Source organism: Luteimonas composti, from assembly GCF_042678665.1.
In the GTDB taxonomy this organism is placed as follows: Bacteria; Pseudomonadota; Gammaproteobacteria; order Xanthomonadales; family Xanthomonadaceae; genus Luteimonas; species Luteimonas composti.
On the sequence record NZ_JBHTKU010000002.1, the window covers coordinates 702,806 to 717,670 of the forward strand.

Genomic DNA, 14,865 nt, shown 5'->3' on the forward strand with positions numbered 1-14,865 from the left:
GCAGTCATGCCCTGAGGTGATTTACGGCAGCGGGGAGGTGCGTGGCTACAATCGGCGCCGACATGGAACTCCCCCAGCCAGCGCCCGCCGCCGCCGCCGACCTCGACCGGCTCGAGGCCGAGAGCCTGCACATCCTCCGCGAGGTGGCGGCCGAGTGCCGCAACCCGGTGCTGCTGTACTCGATCGGCAAGGACAGCTCGGTGCTGTTGCACCTGTTACTGAAGGCCTTCGCGCCCGCGCTGCCGCCGATCCCGCTGCTGCACGTGGACACCACCTGGAAGTTCCGCGAGATGATCGCCTTCCGCGACCGCCGCGCCGCCGAGACCGGGATCGAGCTGCGGGTGCATATCAATCCGGACGGTGTTCGCGACGGCGTCGGTCCGTTCAGCCATGGCGCCAGCGTCCACACCGAGGTGATGAAAACGCTCGCGCTCAAGCAGGCGCTGGAGGCCGGCGGCTACGACGCGGCGATCGGCGGCGCACGCCGCGACGAAGAGAAGTCGCGCGCCAAGGAGCGCGTGTTCTCCTTCCGCGACGCGAAGCACCGCTGGGACCCGCGTCGCCAGCGACCGGAGCTGTGGAACCTGTACAACGCGCGCGTCGGCGAAGGCGAAAGCGTGCGGGTGTTCCCGCTGTCGAACTGGACCGAACTCGACGTGTGGCATTACATCCGCCGCGAGGGCATCGACGTGGTGCCGCTGTACTTCGCCGCCGAACGTCCGGTGGTGCGGCGCGACGGCACCTGGATCATGGTCGACGACGAGCGCTTCGTGCTGCGCGACGGCGAGCGCGTGGAGCAGCGCCGCGTGCGCTTCCGCACGCTGGGCTGCTATCCGCTCACCGGCGCGGTGGAGTCCGACGCAGCCGATCTCGACGCCGTGATCGCGGAGATGGAAACCAGCGCCCTGTCCGAGCGCGCAGGCCGGCTGATCGACCATGCCGATGGCGACTCGATGGAAAAGAAGAAGCGCGAAGGCTACTTCTGACCGATACCGGCGCGGCCCACGGCACGCGCCCGGTCCGGCCCGCAAGCGGCCAGCAACACTGGAGACACAGATCCGATGAACAGCGTGGCCAGCGACCTGTACCGGCGAGACGAGGCGTTCGCCGACGCCGCCACGTCCCGGGCCGCGCAGGGCATGCAGGGACCCGCGCAAGCGCCGGATTTCCTGCGCCTGATCGCCTGCGGCAGCGTCGACGACGGCAAGAGCACCCTGATCGGGCGACTGCTGCACGAGGCGGGCCGCGTCCCCGACGACGAGCGCGCCGCGCTGGCCCGCGCCAGCAGCACCCACGGCACCCGCGGCGGCGAGATCGACTACGCGCTGCTGCTTGACGGCCTCGACGCCGAACGCGAGCAGGGCATCACCATCGACGTGGCCTGGCGCCACCTGCAGACCGCGCGCCGGCGGTTCCTCATCGCCGACTGCCCCGGCCACGTCCAGTACACCCGCAACATGGCGACCGGTGCATCGGTGGCGGACCTCGCCATCGTGCTGGTCGATGCCACCAAGGGCCTGCTGCCGCAGACCTTCCGCCACCTCGCCATCCTGTCGCTGTTCCGCGTGCGCCACGTGCTGCTGGCGGTGAACAAGATGGACCGGGTCGGCTACGACCAGTCGGTGTTCGACGACATCGCCGCGCGCTTCCGCGACCATGCCGCGCGGCTGGACGTGCCGGACGTGGTCGCGATCCCGGTCGCGGCGGCGGTGGGCGACAACGTCACCACGCGCTCGCCGGCGATCGGCTGGTATGCCGGGCCGAGCGTGCTCGAGCATCTGCAACGCGTGCAGGTCGCCGCGCCGGACCCGGCGCAGCCGGCACGCCTGCCGCTGCAGTCGGTGCTGCGCGATGCCGCGGGCGGGCGCTGGCTGGCGGGCACCTTGGCCGCCGGTACGTTGCGCGTCGGCGACAGCGTGCGCGTCGAGCCGGCGGGAACGTCCAGCCGCATCGCCGCGATCAGTCTCGGCGGCGTGCCCGTCGACAGCGCCGCGACCGGTGCGGCCGTCGCGGTGCAGCTGGCCGACGAGGTCGATGCCGGACGCGGCCATGTGCTCGCCGGTGGCGAGGCTCCGCTGGCGCACAGCGACCAGTTCGTCGCCGACGTGCTCTGGTTCGACGAGGCGCCGCTACTGCCGGGCCGCCGCTACCAGCTCAAGCTCGGCACGCGCACGGTCGGCACGCGGGTCAGCGAGCTCAAGTCGCGCCACGATCCCGAAACCCTGCAGCCGCTGGCCGCCAAGCGGCTGGAGTTCAACGAGATCGGCGAGCTGGTGCTGTCGCTCGACGCCGTGGTGGCCTACGCGCCGTATGCGGAGAACCGCGCGCTGGGTGGCTTCATCCTGGTCGATGCGCTGACCCGCGCGACGGTGGGCGCGGGCATGATCCGCCACGGCCTGCGCCGCGCCGACAACATCCACTGGCAGGCGCTGGACGTGGACCGCAAGGCGCGCGCCGCGCTCAAGGGCCAGCAGCCGCGCTGCGTCTGGTTCACCGGCCTGTCGGGCGCCGGCAAGTCGACCATCGCCAACCTGGTCGAACGCGGCCTGGTCGCGCGCGGCCTGCACACCTACCTGCTCGACGGCGACAACGTGCGCCACGGCCTCAACCGCGACCTCGGCTTCACCGACGAGGACCGGGTGGAAAACCTGCGCCGCGTGTCGGAAGTGGCCAGGCTGATGACCGATGCCGGCCTGATCGTGCTGGTGAGCTTCATCTCGCCGTTCCGGGCCGAACGCCGCGCCGCGCGCGCGCTGTTCGCGGAAGGAGAGTTCCTCGAGGTGTTCGTCGATACGCCGCTGGCCGAGGCCGAGCGGCGCGACGTGAAGGGGCTGTACGCCAAGGCGCGGCGCGGCGAGCTGCCGAACTTCACCGGGATCGACTCGCCCTACGAGCGCCCGGAAGCGCCGGAACTGGTGCTCGACACGCAGTCGGCCGAGCCGGCGGCGCTGGCCGAACAGGTGATCGCGCGCCTGCTGGATTGACGCTGGCCGGAAGCGTCGCCACCGTCAGGTGCCGATTGGCGTGGTTTGACGGCGATTGCGCTCCCGGCCCCGATGCTTCCGGATGGCCTGCAGGCCGCAGGTCTGCACAGGGTGCGCGGGCCGGCCGCATTGCCGCGGCCGACCTGCACGGGCTTGCGATCAGCGCCGCTTGCGCAGCGCGCCCACGATCACCAGCAGCACGATCGCGCCAAGGGTCGAGGCGATGAAGCCGGCCGCCTGGCCATCGGCATACCAGCCCAGCAGCCGGCCGATCCAGCCCGCGAACAGTGCGCCGGCAATGCCCAGCACGATCGTCAGGATGATGCCCATGCGGTCGCGGCCCGGCTTGAGCAGGCGCGCGAGCAGGCCGACGATCAGGCCGATGAAGATGATGTAGAGCCAGTTGCTGCTGCCGAACAGTTCCATGCGCGTATCCCGGGATCGAGGTGTGCCGCGCAATGTCGCAGGCACGCGCCGCCCTGCCAAGACCCGATGCAGGCGCCGGAAACGGAAACGGCGCCGCGAGGGCGCCGTCCGGTTCGGGAGTGGCCGCGGCTCAGCAGCAGCCGTGGGCCCCGTGGCGGGTGCCGCTGTCGGGAGCGACGGCCGCGCCGCTGGTCTCGCCGCGCTGGCTGGCGAGGTGGTGCTCGGCGATCACCCGCGCCACCGAGGCGGTGACCTTCTTGCCCATCGGGATGTGCAGGAACTCGTTGGGGCCGTGCGCGTTGGAGTGCGGGCCCAGAACGCCGGTGATCATGAACTGCGCGCCGGGGAACTTCTCGCCCAGCATGCCCATGAACGGGATCGAGCCGCCTTCGCCCATGTACATCGCCGGCTGGCCGAAGAACTCCCGGCTGGCCGCGTCGATCGCGCGCTCCAGCCAGGGCGACAGCGCCGGCGCGTTCCAGCCGGTCGCGGCCTTTTCCAGCGCCAGGGTGACCTCGGCGCCATTGGGCGGATCGCGCAGCAGTTCGGCCTGCAGCAGGTCGCCGGCGGTCTTGCCGTCCACGGTGGGCGGCAGTCGCAGCGACAGCTTGACCGCCGAATGCGGGCGCAGCACGTTGCCGGCCGAATCCAGCGGCGGGATGCCGCCCACGCCGGTTACCGACAGCGCCGGGCGCCAGGTGCGATTGAGCACCAGCTCCGACAGGTCGTCGGCCATCGGCCGCAGGCCGGGCACCAGCGGGAACTTGTCGTAGATCGCGGTATCCAGCACCTCGGCCGCGCGACGCGCCTGCTGCAGGCGTTCGGCGGGGATCTCGGCGTGCAGGCCCTCGATCAGGATGCGGCCGGTCTCCGGGTCCTCGATGCGCGACAGCAGCTGGCGCAGCAGGCGGAAGCTCGACGGCACCACGCCCGAGGCGTCGCCCGAGTGCACGCCTTCCTCCAGCACCTTCACCGTGAGGTTGCCGCCGGCCAGGCCGCGCAGCGAGGTGGTGCACCACAGCTGGTCGTAGTTGCCGCAGCCCGAATCCAGGCAGACCACCAGCGAGGGCTGGCCGATGCGGTCGGCCAGGTGGTCGACGTAGGCGGGCAGGTCGTAGCTGCCGGACTCCTCGCAGGCCTCGATCAGCACGACGCAACGCGCGTGCGGCAGCTGCTGCTCCTGCAGCGCCATCACGGCGGTGAGCGAGCCGTAGATCGCGTAGCCGTCGTCGGCGCCGCCGCGGCCGTACAGCTTGTCGTCGCGCAGCACCGGCTTCCAGGGGCCGAGGTCGTCGTCCCAGCCGGTCATCTCCGGCTGCTTGTCGAGATGGCCGTAGAGCAGCACGCAGTCGTCGTCGCTGCCGCCGTTCGCGGCCGGGATCTCGATGTAGATCAGCGGCGTGCGGCCTTCCAGCTGCACCACCTCGACCTGCATGCCCGGGATCGCCTGCGCGCGCGCCCAGGATTCCATCAGCTTCACGGCCTCGGCCATGTAGCCGTTCTTCTCCCAGTCGGCGTCGAACATCGGCGACTTGTTGGGGATGCGGATGTATTCGACGAGCTGCGGGACGATCTCGTCGTCCCACTTCGCGCCGACGTAGCGGTCGATCCTGCTGGCGTCCATCGTGCGGGTTCCGTGTGCGGAAACCGCCAATTCTATCGCGCGCGGCGTGTAGGGGTTTTCCCACCCGGACGCGCGGGATAGCCCTGCGCGCGCGCGGCGCCTGCGGCGATGACCCCGCGGGCCGCGCATCGGGAGACTGTCACCACCGGCAGCGCAGGACGCGCCGGCGGCAAGGAAACCGACTTCACTTTCAGGAGATCCGAGATGAACAAGTTCAAGGCCCTGTGCTCGACGCTCGCGCTGTCGCTGCTGCTGGCCGGCACCGCGCTGGCCGCCGAGAAGGTCAACATCAATACCGCCGACGCGGCCACGCTGGACCGCGTGCTGCACAACGTCGGCGCCGCCAAGGCCGAGGCCATCGTCGCCCACCGCAAGGCCAACGGTCCGTTCCGCAGTCCCGAGCAGTTGGCCGAGGTGAAGGGTATCGGCCTGCGCACGGTGGAGCAGAACCGCGACCGCATCGTCGTCTCCGCGCCTGCCGCGTCCAAGCCGGCGGCCGGCGCCGCCGCGGGCCGGGCCACCGCGCAGACCCGCTGACCCCAGTCGGCCGGCGCGCAGGGACGCGTGCCGGCGACGGGAGCACGGATTGCTCCGGGGACCGGCCGGAGGCCGCCACAGGGACGTACCCGTCGCCCGTTCCGCGCCAGGATGGCCCGGGCGGGCGACTTCCCTGCAAATGGCGGCGGCGTCGCCTGCGGTCGACACGGGTCGTCTGGCGACGGATCGCAAGCCGCGTCGCCCGCCTCTCCTGCGACACCCCGGGCGCGCCTGCGCTGCCCCAAGGCTGCGGCGCGGCATCGCTACACTTCGGGCATGACGCCATGCCTGCGCCTGCTCCCCGCCCACGAGTACCGCCGCCTGCGCTGGAAGAACCAGCTGGGCTGGACCCGCGAGATCCACGCCGAACCACGGGCCGACGCCTGGCGCTGGCGCATCTCGATCGCCGAACTCGACGGGGATGCCGGGTTCTCGACCTTCCCCGGTGTGCAGCGCGAGCTGGTGCTGCTGCGCGGCGAGGGCCTGCGCCTGCGTTTCGACGATGGCGAGAGCGTGGTGCTGCTGCCGCCGCACCAGCGCCTGCGCTTCGACGGCGCGCGCGACGTCTCGGGCGAACCGCGGGGCCACTGCGAGGTCTTCAACCTGATGTGGCGCCGCGATGTGGCCACTGCGCAGCTCTGGCATCGCCCGCTGGCCGGCGCGATGCTCAGCTTCGTCGATCCCGGCTCGACCTGGGTGGTGCATGTGCTCGGTGGCCATGCGCATGTCGATGGCGGCAATGCGGCCGCGAGCCTGGGCCAGGGCGACACCGCCCTGCTGGGCAGCGACGGTGCGCGCAGCCGCTACGTGATCGAGGGCGGCGGTGAAGTGCTGCTGGTGCGGATCGACGAGGTGGCCGACTGACGCGCAGGAACGCCTGCAGCCGCGCTCAGTACACGTCCCGGCGATAGCGTCCCTCGACGCGCAGCGCTTCCAGCCGGTCCCCGCCCAGCGCCTCGCGCAGGGCCGCGTCCACGCCCGGCGCCATCCCGGCCAGGCTGCCGCAGACCAGGATGCTTGCGCCGGCCTCGACCCAGTCGCGCACCGCCGGCGCAGCCATGCGCAGTGCGTCCTGCACGTAGCGCGGACCGGCGCCGTCGCGCGACCAGGCCAGGTCGACCCGCTCGAGCAGCGCGGACTCGCGCCAGCGCGCGATGTCGCCGGCGAAGAATCCGTCGCAATGCGGCTGGCGTTCGCCGAACAGCAGCCAGTTGCGGCGCGCACCGGCGCGCTCGCGCGCCTTGAGATGGGCGCGCAGGCCGGCGATGCCGGTCCCGTTGCCGACCAGCAGCAGCGGCATGTCCCCAGCCGGTGGATGGAAGTTGGGATTGGCGCGGATGCGCAGGTCGATCGTCTCGCCGATGCCCGCGTGCAGGCACAGCCAGCCGCTGCCGAGGCCGGGACGGCCGTCTTCGCGCGGCATCTGCCGGACCAGCAGTTCCAGCACGCCGTCGCCGGGCAGGGAGGCGATGGAGTATTCGCGGTGCGGCAGCGGCCGCAGGGTGTCCGCGAGTGCCTGCGGACCGGCGAAGCGCGCGTCGCCTGCCGGCAGATGGCTGCGCGCCAGCGCCTCGCGCAGCGGGAACGCCTGGTCGTCCACGTGGACCGTGGCCGCGCCGTCGAGGCCCAGGGCCGCCAGCACGGCGTCGACCTCGCCCGCCGCGTTGCGCGGCCCGATCTCGGCGATGTCGCCGGCGTCCCAGGTCGGGATGCTGCCGGCGGGCGGCTGCAGCGCAAGATGGAAGGCAGGCCCGCCCAGGCTGCCGGGGTTGAGCAGCTGGCGCGCGGCCAGCGTCCAGCGATCGTAGCGCGGCGGCGTCCAGTCCGGCATCGCCTCCGCGCCGGCAGCCAGGGCCAGATGGTGCTGCCAGTGGCGCAGCGCGCCCGGATCGCCGTTGTCGACTTCGGTGAGGTCGAACATCGCGCCCGCGCCGCAGCCTCGCAGCCACTGCTCGAGCTGGTGCCCGAAGGCGCAGAACCGTGCATAGCCGCGGTCGCCCAGCGCGAGCACGGCGTAGCGGAGGGCGCCCAGCGCGGGCTGGCGCGACATCGATGCGCGCACGAAGGCAGCGGCGGGATCGGGCGCGTCGCCTTCGCCGGTCGTGCTGACGATGAACAGGGCGCGCTCCGTGCGCGCGAGCAGCGCATCGTCGACCGCCGACAGCGGCAGCAGCGCGACCCGCGCGCCTGCCGCCCGCAGCGAGGACGCCGTCTGCCCGGCCAGCTCCGTGGCAAAGCCGGTCTGGCTGGCATGTACCACCAGCCACGGCAGCGCTTCGCTGGGGTCCTGCACTGGCCCCGTGGCACGCGTGCGGTAGCGCCACAGCAGCCAGCCCGAGCCGGCGAGATAGGCCACGAGGCTGCCCGCGGCGGTCCACCACTCGCGCGGCCGCGGCGCGGCGGGCCACCACGCCTCGCCGTGCAGGGGCAGCAGCGCCAGCGCGCCGGCCAGCAGCAGCGCCAGGACGGCGGCATTGCCCAGCCAGGCGCGCCAGCGCGGCGGATGCGCGGGCGTCGTCATGTCGCGAGCCGCGTATCGAAGGCGGCGCTGGTGCGCGGCTGCGCGCCGCGGCCGGCGGGCAGCATGCGCACCGCGAAGCCCTGAGCCTGAGCGAAGGCGAGGCCGCCCTCCAGGCCCATCACCGCCAGCGCAGTCGACCAGGCATCGGCCAGCATCGCGCTGGGCGCCAGCACGCTGGTGGCGGCGGGCGGATCGGCCACGGGCAGGCCGCTGCGCGGATCGATGGTGTGCGACACGATGCGCCCGCCCGCCGCGTAGTGCTGCCAGTACGGGCCCGAGGTGGCGATCGCCGCGTCATCCAGCGTGACCACGCAAGGCTCGGCGTCGTCGTCGTGGCCGCTCTCGACCAGCACCCGCCAGGGCGTTCCGTCCGGCTTGCGGCCGAAGCCACGCAGCTCGCCGCCGACTTCGACCAGCGCCGCGTCGATCCCGCGCGCCTGCAGCAGTTCGACGATCGCATCGACGCCGTGGCCCTTGGCGATCGCCGACAGGTCCAGCGCGACGCCGCCAGGTTGCAGCAGCTCGCGCGCCTGCTGGCGCAGCGCCAACCGGCGCCAACCGGAAGCCTCGCGCGCCCGCGCCATTGCCCCTGGCCCGGGCGCCTGTCGTGCGCCTGCCTGTGCGCCGAACCCCCAGGCCGCAACGAGCCGGCCGATCGCGGGATCGAACGCGCCGTCGCTGGCCTGCGCGACCTGCAGCGCGCAGGCCATCACCCGGTAAAAGTCGTCCTGCAGCCGATGCCAGGTGCCGGCCGCCGCGCGGTTGAACCGCGAGAGGTCCGAATCCGGCTCCCAGCTGCTCATCTGCGCCACGATCGCGTCCAGGCGCGCCTGCACCGCCGCATGCAGCGGATCGAGCGCGAACGCGCGCGGCGCGACCAGGTCCACGCGCCAGCGCGTGCCCATGGTCGCGCCGTACAGCGTGTGCGGCGCCGACGCGCCATCCACGGCGGAGGGCGCGCTCACGCGGCGCACGCCGCGGCGGGAAACGCCGCAGGCATTACTGCGGCAGGACTTCCATGGTGGCGACGTAGGACAGCCGTCGCCGCGTCGCCTCGGCGGCCGAGGGCCTGTCGTCCTGCACGCTGGTTTCGAGCCAGTAGAGGCCCGGCTCCGGCCAGGTGACGCGCAGCAGCCCGTCGGCACCGGTGGTCGCCATGATCTCGTCCTGCGCGTTGCGGTAGCGGGTGCCGCCGCGCACGATTTCGAACTCCAGGCCCCCGGCGGGCTGGCCATCGACCAGCACGCGGAAGCTGGCTTCCTCGCCCGCGAACAGGTCGTTGAAATGGGTCACCGGGACCAGCTCGATGCCCTGGCCGGTCGGTGCGAGCGCGCCCTCGTCCGGCGCACCGTTGGTGACGAAGGTTTCCACCCGGCCCACGGTCTGGGTGACCTCGAGGTTCTGCGCATTGGCAGGCACCTTGGTCTTGAGATCTTCGGCGGTGGCGCTGCGCAGGAAGCCGCCGCGCGTCTCCGGCGGCGCGCCGGGGCCGCTCGCCGGCTTGCCCTCGGCCTCCGCCCGCGCCTTGGCGGCGAGACTCTCCGGCGTGTCCCAGCGCACCGACAACCCGGCGTTGACGTTGGCGATGCGGTAGGTGCCGGCCTGCGCCAGCTGCACGTCGAAGGTGCTGCGGTACTTGCCGGTGCTTCCGTTCTTCAGCTCGACCTTGCTGCCGTCCGGCACGGTCGCGGTGACGTTGTCCAGGCGCATCGGCACGTGGTCGGGGAAGAACAGCTGGTTGGACACCGCGGCGTCGAAGGTCACCCACACGTCGTTGCCGTTGACCACGGCCTGCGAGGGGATGATCCATTGCTTGTGCGCGGACGCGGCCAGCGGCAGCAGCGCAGCGGCGGCAAGGGCGAGCAGGGAGAGACGCTTCATCGGAATGCTCCTGGGGAATCGGAAAGGGGCCACGCTCAGGGCGTGAGGCGCAGCGACACCGCGCCGAGTTCGCTGCTGCCCTGGGCGCGGCCCGCTTGCGGCGCGGTTACCGGCCAGGTGAAGGGGATCTTGAGCAGTTCGCGCCCGCCGACCTCGCGCACCGCCTCGACCACCAGCGTGTACTGCCCGGGCGCCAGCTTCGCCAGCTCCGGATGCGAATCGTCGAAGCCCAGCTCGTGCGTGCCCGCAGGCCGGGTGGGCCCGGTCACGCCATCCACCGGCACCTTCAGCGCGCGTCCGGACTTGCGCCACCACTGGCGCAGGTCGGGCAGCCACTTGGTGCCGTGGCCTTCGCTGGTGTCCTTGCTCAGGTACCACACGGCGAGGTTGGCCGCGTGCTGGCCGCCCGCGCCTTCGACGAACACGGCGACGTAGGGACGGTGGTACTCGGCCACCTTCAGCTGCGGGATCTGCACCGAAACGGTGACGTCCGCGGCCTGGGCCGGAAGGGCGAGCAGGCTGCCCAGGGCGACGGTCAGCTGGATGCGCATGGCGAACCTCGTGGTGTCGGAATCAGTGGATGAACAGCAGCGCCAGCAGCACCGGCACCAGCAGGCCCAGGCCCACCCAGGGCCAGGTCGTGGGGCGCTGGCGCGCGTGCATCTGCAGCAGCAGCAGGCCGGTGATGGTGAACACCACGCAGGCCAGGGCGAAGATATCGATGAACCAGCCCCAGGCCGGCCCGGTGTTGCGACCCTTGTGCAGGTCGTTGAGGTAGGAGATCGCGCCACGGTCGGTGCGCTCGTACTCCACCTCGCCGCTGCCGCGGTCGATGCTCAGCCAGGCATCGTGGCCCGGGCCGGGCATCGACAGGTAGACCTCGCTCTCGGACCACTCGGCCTCGCGGCGGCCGATCGATGCGTCGAGCGCGTTCGACAGCCAGTCCGCCACCTCGCGCTGCAGCGGCGCACTGCCCTGGTCCGGCCCGCCCGCCAGCGCCCGCAGCAGGGGCGCGGGCAGGGTCGCGACGCGGTTGTCCACGCGCGGCTCGCCCTCGATCTTCGCGGCGTGGTTGAGGGTGATGCCGGTCACCGCGAACAGCAGCATCCCGACCATGCAGACGGCCGAGCTGATCCAGTGCCACTGGTGCAGCGTGCGCAGCCAGAAGCCGCGCCGCTGCTGGCGGCCCAGGTCGGGTGTCGAAGCGGATCGTGGCGACATGCTGCGGGCTTCGGTGCGGGGACGGGTCAGAAGTCGACGTTGACGCTCAGCCAGACGCTGCGGGCCTTGTCCTTGTTGTTGTAGTGGTCGAAGTACAGCACCTCGTTGGTGCCGTCCTCGTAGACCCCGTCGGCATTGAGGTCGCTGAACTCCGTATCGTAGGTGGTGAAGTCGCGGTCGAGCAGGTTGTTGACGCGCGCGTTGAGGGTCACCGACCCGGCGACCGCCCAGGACGCGCCCAGGTGCAGCACGGCGAAGTCGCGGTAGTAGCGCGACTGGCCGGTGACCGGATGCTGGTCGGCATAGCGCTTCGAATGCGCCTGCGCGGTCAGGAACAGGTTGAAGCGCTCGCTGGCGCGCCAGTCCAGGGTGGCGTTGGCCATGTGCCGCGCGGTGTCGGTAAGCGGCAGGCCGGCGTCGACGCCGCTCTTCTGCTCGCTGTCGGTGAAGGTGTAGTTCAGGCGCAGGCCGAGGCTGTCGGCCAGCTGCCAGCGCGAGGCGACCTCGGCGCCCTGGATCACCGCCTTGTCGATGTTCACCGTGCGCGTGCTGTTGGCGTAGCCCAGCTCGGCGTACTCGCCGCTGGCGCTGCAGGCCTGGGCGGTGCCCGTGCCGCAGGGCTGCGAGGTGATCTTGTCGTCGAAGGTGTTGTGGAACAGGGTGGCGTTGAAGTCGTGGCCGGCGGCATGGCGCCAGTACACCGCCAGCTCCATGCTGGTGCTGGTCTCGGGCTGCAGGTCGGGGTTGCCGAACATGGGGGTCGTGCCCTGGCCGCCGAAGCCGACCACGCCGTCGTAGAGCTGGGTGGTCTTGGGCGTCTTGAAGCCGGTGCTCACGCCGCCCTTGACCGTCCAGCGCTCGTCGAGGTCGTACACGCCGTACAGGCGCGGGCTGACGTGGTTGCCGAACACCTTGTGGTCGTCGTAGCGCAGGCCACCGGTGATCGACAGCGGCGCGAACACCGTCCACGTGTCCTCGACGAACACCGAGTACATGTCATGGTCCTGCACGCCGCCGGGCCGGCCGGACTCCATGCCGAACACGCCGTCGGTGAGCTCGCCGCGGATCAGCTGCGCGCCGACCACCGCCACGTGCTGGCCGGCCGCCTCGAACGGGATGTCGACCTTGGCATCGAGGGTGTACTGCGCGCTTTCCAGGGTGCGCGCCGGACGCGGCAGGAAGCCCAGCAGCTGCTGGTACTGCGCATCGTCCAGGTACTCGCGCAACAGGGCGAGCTTGGCCGCTTCGGACTGGTTGTTCCACGCGTTCGAGTTGGGGAAGGCGCCGGTGCTGCCAGGGGCGCAATAGCCGTTCCCGCCCACGCTGCCGCCGAGGCCGGTGCAGGCGGTGTTCCAGAGCTGCTGCAGCTGCTGGCGCTCGTCCACGGTGAAGGGCAGGGTGCGGCCTTCGTTGCGCGTTTCCACGCGCGAGAGCGAGACGAAGCTGGTGGCGCGCTCCCAGCCGCCCTCGTGGGTCAGCGACCACGCGTCGCGGGTGAATTCCTGGCTGGGGGCGTAGCCGGCGCGCGGCTCGATGCGGCCGCTGTTGCCCACGCGCAGCACCGCGCCGTAGTTGTCGACGGTGCCAACCGGGTATTCCTCGACGCCCTGGTCGTTGATCTTGATCGAGTTGTCGTACTCCTGGCGGGAGCCGTCGTAGGCGAAGCTGATCGTCTGGCGGTCGTCCGGCGTCCAGGTCAGGGTGAGGCCGGCGGCCTTGTTGGTGTTGTCCACGGTCTTGCCGCCGGCGCCGAAACCGAGCGCGCGCGAATGCGATTCGCCGGCCGGGTCGACCACGTCGTCGTAGCGCGGGTTGGACGCGTCGCGCTCGTACCAGCTGCCGCGGACGGCCAGGCCCAGCCTGCCGGGCACCAGCGGCCCGGTCGCAAACACGTCGGCGGTGGCGTCGTCGCCGAACTCGCTGCGGGTCTCGAAGGTGCGGCCGACGGTCGCCGAGCCCGTCCAGGCATCGAGGACGCGCTTGGTGATGATGTTGATCACGCCGCCCATCGCATCGGCGCCGTAGAGCGTGGACATCGGGCCGCGGATCACTTCGATGCGCTCGATCGCGTCCAGCGGCGGAATGTGGTTGAACTGGTTGCCGCCGAAGTTGTTGGGGTAGATGTCGCCGTGGTTGTTCTGGCGGCGGCCGTCGATCAGGATCAGGGTGTAATCCGAACCCATGCCGCGCATCGAGATCGAGCCCTGGCCGGTCTTGTCGCGGGTCTCGCCGATGTCCACGCCCTCCAGGTCGCGCACCGCGTCGAGCAGGGTCATGTAGGGCCGCCTGGCCAGTTCCTCCCGGGTGACCACGCTGATGCTGGCGGGCGCGTCGGTGACCTTCTGCTCGAAGCCGGCGGCGGTGACCACCACCGCGTCGAAGTCCACCGGATCGGGCGCGGGGGCGGGCGCCGGGGCGGCCAGGGCGGGAGCGGCGAGGCCCAGGGTGAGGGCGCAGGCGAGGGGCGAACGGCGCAGCAGGGCGCGCAGGGAATTCGGGGTCATGGGGCTCGTGTGCAGGCGTGGGGCGACCTGGACGGCGGGGCGGGCGCGATTGGCTGGCGGCCGGGCCGGACGCGGGGAGGAAGGGCGGGGATCGCGGCTAGCGGCGGGGCGGGGCCTGGCCCGGCGGGCCGGCATCGCATGACGGAGGGGCGATGGAGTGCGCGGGGCGCATCGGACGGATCCACGAGGGCGGCAAGGGCGCCCGACGTGAAAATGTTAAACGAGAATCGATCTCAAACGCAATCTCAACTGCGTTCTGCCGGGCCGGTCGGGACAATCTGTCCGGGCGAGGGCTTCAGTCGCGGTCGTCGCGGGCCCAGACCCCGCCGGCCTCGGTCTTCACCGGGAACCTGGCCACCGGTTCGTAGGCCGGAGCGCACAGCGGACGTCCCTCGCGCACGTCGAAGCGGGCACCGTGCAGCACGCACACCACGCTGCCCTCGCCGGGATCGAAGTCGCCGGACGAGAGTTCGAAGTCCTCGTGGCTGCACTTGTCCTCGAGCGCGTAGAGGTCGCCGTCGAGGTTGAACACCACGATCCCGGCGCCGGTCACCTCGTCGAAGGCGGTGCGCATCTCGCCGGGCAACAGCTCGGCCGTGGCGCAGACGTAGGTCCAGGTGCCGCTCATGCGGCCGCTCCCGCCAGCGGCTTTTCCAGCACCTCGAAGCGCAGGTCGTCGCGCAGCGGGATGCCGAAGCGTTCGTCGCCGTAGGGGAAGGGCTTGAGGATGCCGGTGCGGCGGTAGCCGCGACGCTGGTACCAGGCGATCAGCTCGTCGCGCACGTCGATCACGGTCATGCGCATGGCCGGCAGTCCCCACTGTTCCCGCGCCGCCCGCTCGCATTCGGCGAGCAGGCGCGCGCCCAGGCCCTTGCCCTGCAGGCCGGGGCGCACGGCGAACATGCCGAAGTAGGCGGCGTCGCCGTCGTCGGCCACGTGGGCGCAGGCGATCAGCCCGCCCGCGTCGGGCGCCACGAGGACCAGGCTGCGCGGCCTGGCGATGTCGGCGCGCAGCACTTCGGGGTCGATGCGAGCGCCTTCCAGCAGATCGGCCTCGGTGGTCCAGCCGGCGCGGCTGGCCTCGCCGCGGTAGGCGGAAGTCACCAGGGCCACCAGGGCGGGGATGTCGTCTTCGGTGGCGGGGCGGAAGTCGGGCGTCATGCGCGC

Annotated in this window: 14 protein-coding genes; 4 read left to right on the plus strand and 10 right to left on the minus strand. The window is 71.7% G+C overall.

Translation table 11 applies throughout. The features are described from left to right. Positions 1-62 precede the first annotated feature (62 nt). The gene (gene cysD / locus ACFQ2D_RS07905) at positions 63-986 is read left to right on the plus strand and encodes a sulfate adenylyltransferase subunit CysD (protein WP_280943292.1); all 924 of its coding nucleotides are present in this window, start codon (positions 63-65) and stop codon (positions 984-986) included. Between the two features lie 153 nt (positions 987-1,139). After that, positions 1,140-2,984 carry an adenylyl-sulfate kinase gene (gene cysC, locus ACFQ2D_RS07910; protein ID WP_280943392.1) on the plus strand — a complete coding sequence of 615 codons (1,845 nt, stop codon included), beginning with the start codon at positions 1,140-1,142 and terminating at the stop codon, positions 2,982-2,984. 159 nt (positions 2,985-3,143) lie between these two features. Here the strand turns inward: cysC and ACFQ2D_RS07915 are convergent, their stop codons facing one another. Both ACFQ2D_RS07915 and ACFQ2D_RS07920 read right to left on the minus strand, forming a co-directional pair. Next, a complete protein-coding gene (locus tag ACFQ2D_RS07915; protein WP_280943293.1) occupies positions 3,144-3,410 on the minus strand; it encodes a GlsB/YeaQ/YmgE family stress response membrane protein in 267 nt (88 codons plus the stop codon). A 130-nt stretch (positions 3,411-3,540) separates the two neighbouring features. After that, positions 3,541-5,034, minus strand: coding sequence for a M20 family metallopeptidase (locus ACFQ2D_RS07920; RefSeq protein ID WP_280943294.1), 1,494 nt, complete (start codon positions 5,032-5,034; stop codon positions 3,541-3,543). A 204-nt stretch (positions 5,035-5,238) separates the two neighbouring features. Here ACFQ2D_RS07920 and ACFQ2D_RS07925 point away from each other — a divergent pair, with 204 nt between their 5' ends. Together ACFQ2D_RS07925 and ACFQ2D_RS07930 are read left to right on the plus strand one after the other, a co-directional pair. Then, positions 5,239-5,571 carry a ComEA family DNA-binding protein gene (locus ACFQ2D_RS07925; protein ID WP_280943295.1) on the plus strand — a complete coding sequence of 111 codons (333 nt, stop codon included), beginning with the start codon at positions 5,239-5,241 and terminating at the stop codon, positions 5,569-5,571. A 276-nt stretch (positions 5,572-5,847) separates the two neighbouring features. Then, entirely contained in the window at positions 5,848-6,435 is a 588-nt protein-coding gene (locus tag ACFQ2D_RS07930; RefSeq protein WP_280943296.1) for a HutD/Ves family protein, read from the plus strand. A gap of 25 nt (positions 6,436-6,460) precedes the next feature. On the opposite strand, the gene ACFQ2D_RS07935 is transcribed toward ACFQ2D_RS07930, so the two are convergent. From ACFQ2D_RS07935 to ACFQ2D_RS07970, 8 genes are all read right to left on the minus strand, one after another. After that, complete coding sequence (locus ACFQ2D_RS07935; RefSeq protein ID WP_280943297.1) at positions 6,461-8,092, minus strand: sulfite reductase subunit alpha; 1,632 nt, start codon at positions 8,090-8,092, stop codon at positions 6,461-6,463. Further along, positions 8,089-9,057: an FAD:protein FMN transferase gene (locus ACFQ2D_RS07940; RefSeq protein WP_280943298.1), complete on the minus strand. Its 969-nt coding sequence runs from the start codon at positions 9,055-9,057 to the stop codon at positions 8,089-8,091. The genes ACFQ2D_RS07935 and ACFQ2D_RS07940 overlap by 4 nt, the downstream gene beginning before the upstream one ends. 34 nt (positions 9,058-9,091) lie before the next feature. Next, the gene (locus ACFQ2D_RS07945) at positions 9,092-9,973 is read right to left on the minus strand and encodes a DUF4198 domain-containing protein (protein ID WP_280943299.1); all 882 of its coding nucleotides are present in this window, start codon (positions 9,971-9,973) and stop codon (positions 9,092-9,094) included. 35 nt (positions 9,974-10,008) lie between these two features. Continuing rightward, the gene (locus ACFQ2D_RS07950; RefSeq protein WP_280943300.1) at positions 10,009-10,524 is read right to left on the minus strand and encodes a DUF2271 domain-containing protein; all 516 of its coding nucleotides are present in this window, start codon (positions 10,522-10,524) and stop codon (positions 10,009-10,011) included. Between the two features lie 22 nt (positions 10,525-10,546). Beyond that, entirely contained in the window at positions 10,547-11,194 is a 648-nt protein-coding gene (locus ACFQ2D_RS07955; RefSeq protein WP_280943301.1) for a PepSY-associated TM helix domain-containing protein, read from the minus strand. Between the two features lie 26 nt (positions 11,195-11,220). Continuing rightward, on the minus strand, positions 11,221-13,698 hold the full coding sequence (locus ACFQ2D_RS07960; protein ID WP_280943302.1) for a TonB-dependent receptor domain-containing protein: 2,478 nt from the start codon (positions 13,696-13,698) through the stop codon (positions 11,221-11,223). A 295-nt stretch (positions 13,699-13,993) separates the two neighbouring features. Beyond that, positions 13,994-14,326, minus strand: coding sequence for a non-heme iron oxygenase ferredoxin subunit (locus ACFQ2D_RS07965; protein WP_280943303.1), 333 nt, complete (start codon positions 14,324-14,326; stop codon positions 13,994-13,996). Then, a complete protein-coding gene (locus ACFQ2D_RS07970; RefSeq protein WP_280943304.1) occupies positions 14,323-14,859 on the minus strand; it encodes a GNAT family N-acetyltransferase in 537 nt (178 codons plus the stop codon). The genes ACFQ2D_RS07965 and ACFQ2D_RS07970 overlap by 4 nt, the downstream gene beginning before the upstream one ends. Positions 14,860-14,865: the final 6 nt, after the last annotated feature.

Excerpts from the sequence above, each read along its gene's own strand:
- ACFQ2D_RS07945 (WP_280943299.1), bottom strand. The coding sequence starts at position 9,973 with ATGAAGCGTCTCTCCCTGCTCGCCCTTGCCGCCGCTGCGCTGCTGCCG.
- ACFQ2D_RS07925 (WP_280943295.1), top strand. The coding sequence starts at position 5,239 with ATGAACAAGTTCAAGGCCCTGTGCTCGACGCTCGCGCTGTCGCTGCTG.
- ACFQ2D_RS07965 (WP_280943303.1), bottom strand. The coding sequence starts at position 14,326 with ATGAGCGGCACCTGGACCTACGTCTGCGCCACGGCCGAGCTGTTGCCC.
- ACFQ2D_RS07950 (WP_280943300.1), bottom strand. The coding sequence starts at position 10,524 with ATGCGCATCCAGCTGACCGTCGCCCTGGGCAGCCTGCTCGCCCTTCCG.
- ACFQ2D_RS07930 (WP_280943296.1), top strand. The coding sequence starts at position 5,848 with ATGACGCCATGCCTGCGCCTGCTCCCCGCCCACGAGTACCGCCGCCTG.
- cysD (WP_280943292.1), top strand. The coding sequence starts at position 63 with ATGGAACTCCCCCAGCCAGCGCCCGCCGCCGCCGCCGACCTCGACCGG.
- ACFQ2D_RS07955 (WP_280943301.1), bottom strand. The coding sequence starts at position 11,194 with ATGTCGCCACGATCCGCTTCGACACCCGACCTGGGCCGCCAGCAGCGG.
- ACFQ2D_RS07935 (WP_280943297.1), bottom strand. The coding sequence starts at position 8,092 with ATGACGACGCCCGCGCATCCGCCGCGCTGGCGCGCCTGGCTGGGCAAT.
- ACFQ2D_RS07960 (WP_280943302.1), bottom strand. The coding sequence starts at position 13,698 with ATGACCCCGAATTCCCTGCGCGCCCTGCTGCGCCGTTCGCCCCTCGCC.
- ACFQ2D_RS07920 (WP_280943294.1), bottom strand. The coding sequence starts at position 5,034 with ATGGACGCCAGCAGGATCGACCGCTACGTCGGCGCGAAGTGGGACGAC.
- ACFQ2D_RS07970 (WP_280943304.1), bottom strand. The coding sequence starts at position 14,859 with ATGACGCCCGACTTCCGCCCCGCCACCGAAGACGACATCCCCGCCCTG.
- ACFQ2D_RS07915 (WP_280943293.1), bottom strand. The coding sequence starts at position 3,410 with ATGGAACTGTTCGGCAGCAGCAACTGGCTCTACATCATCTTCATCGGC.
- cysC (WP_280943392.1), top strand. The coding sequence starts at position 1,140 with ATGCAGGGACCCGCGCAAGCGCCGGATTTCCTGCGCCTGATCGCCTGC.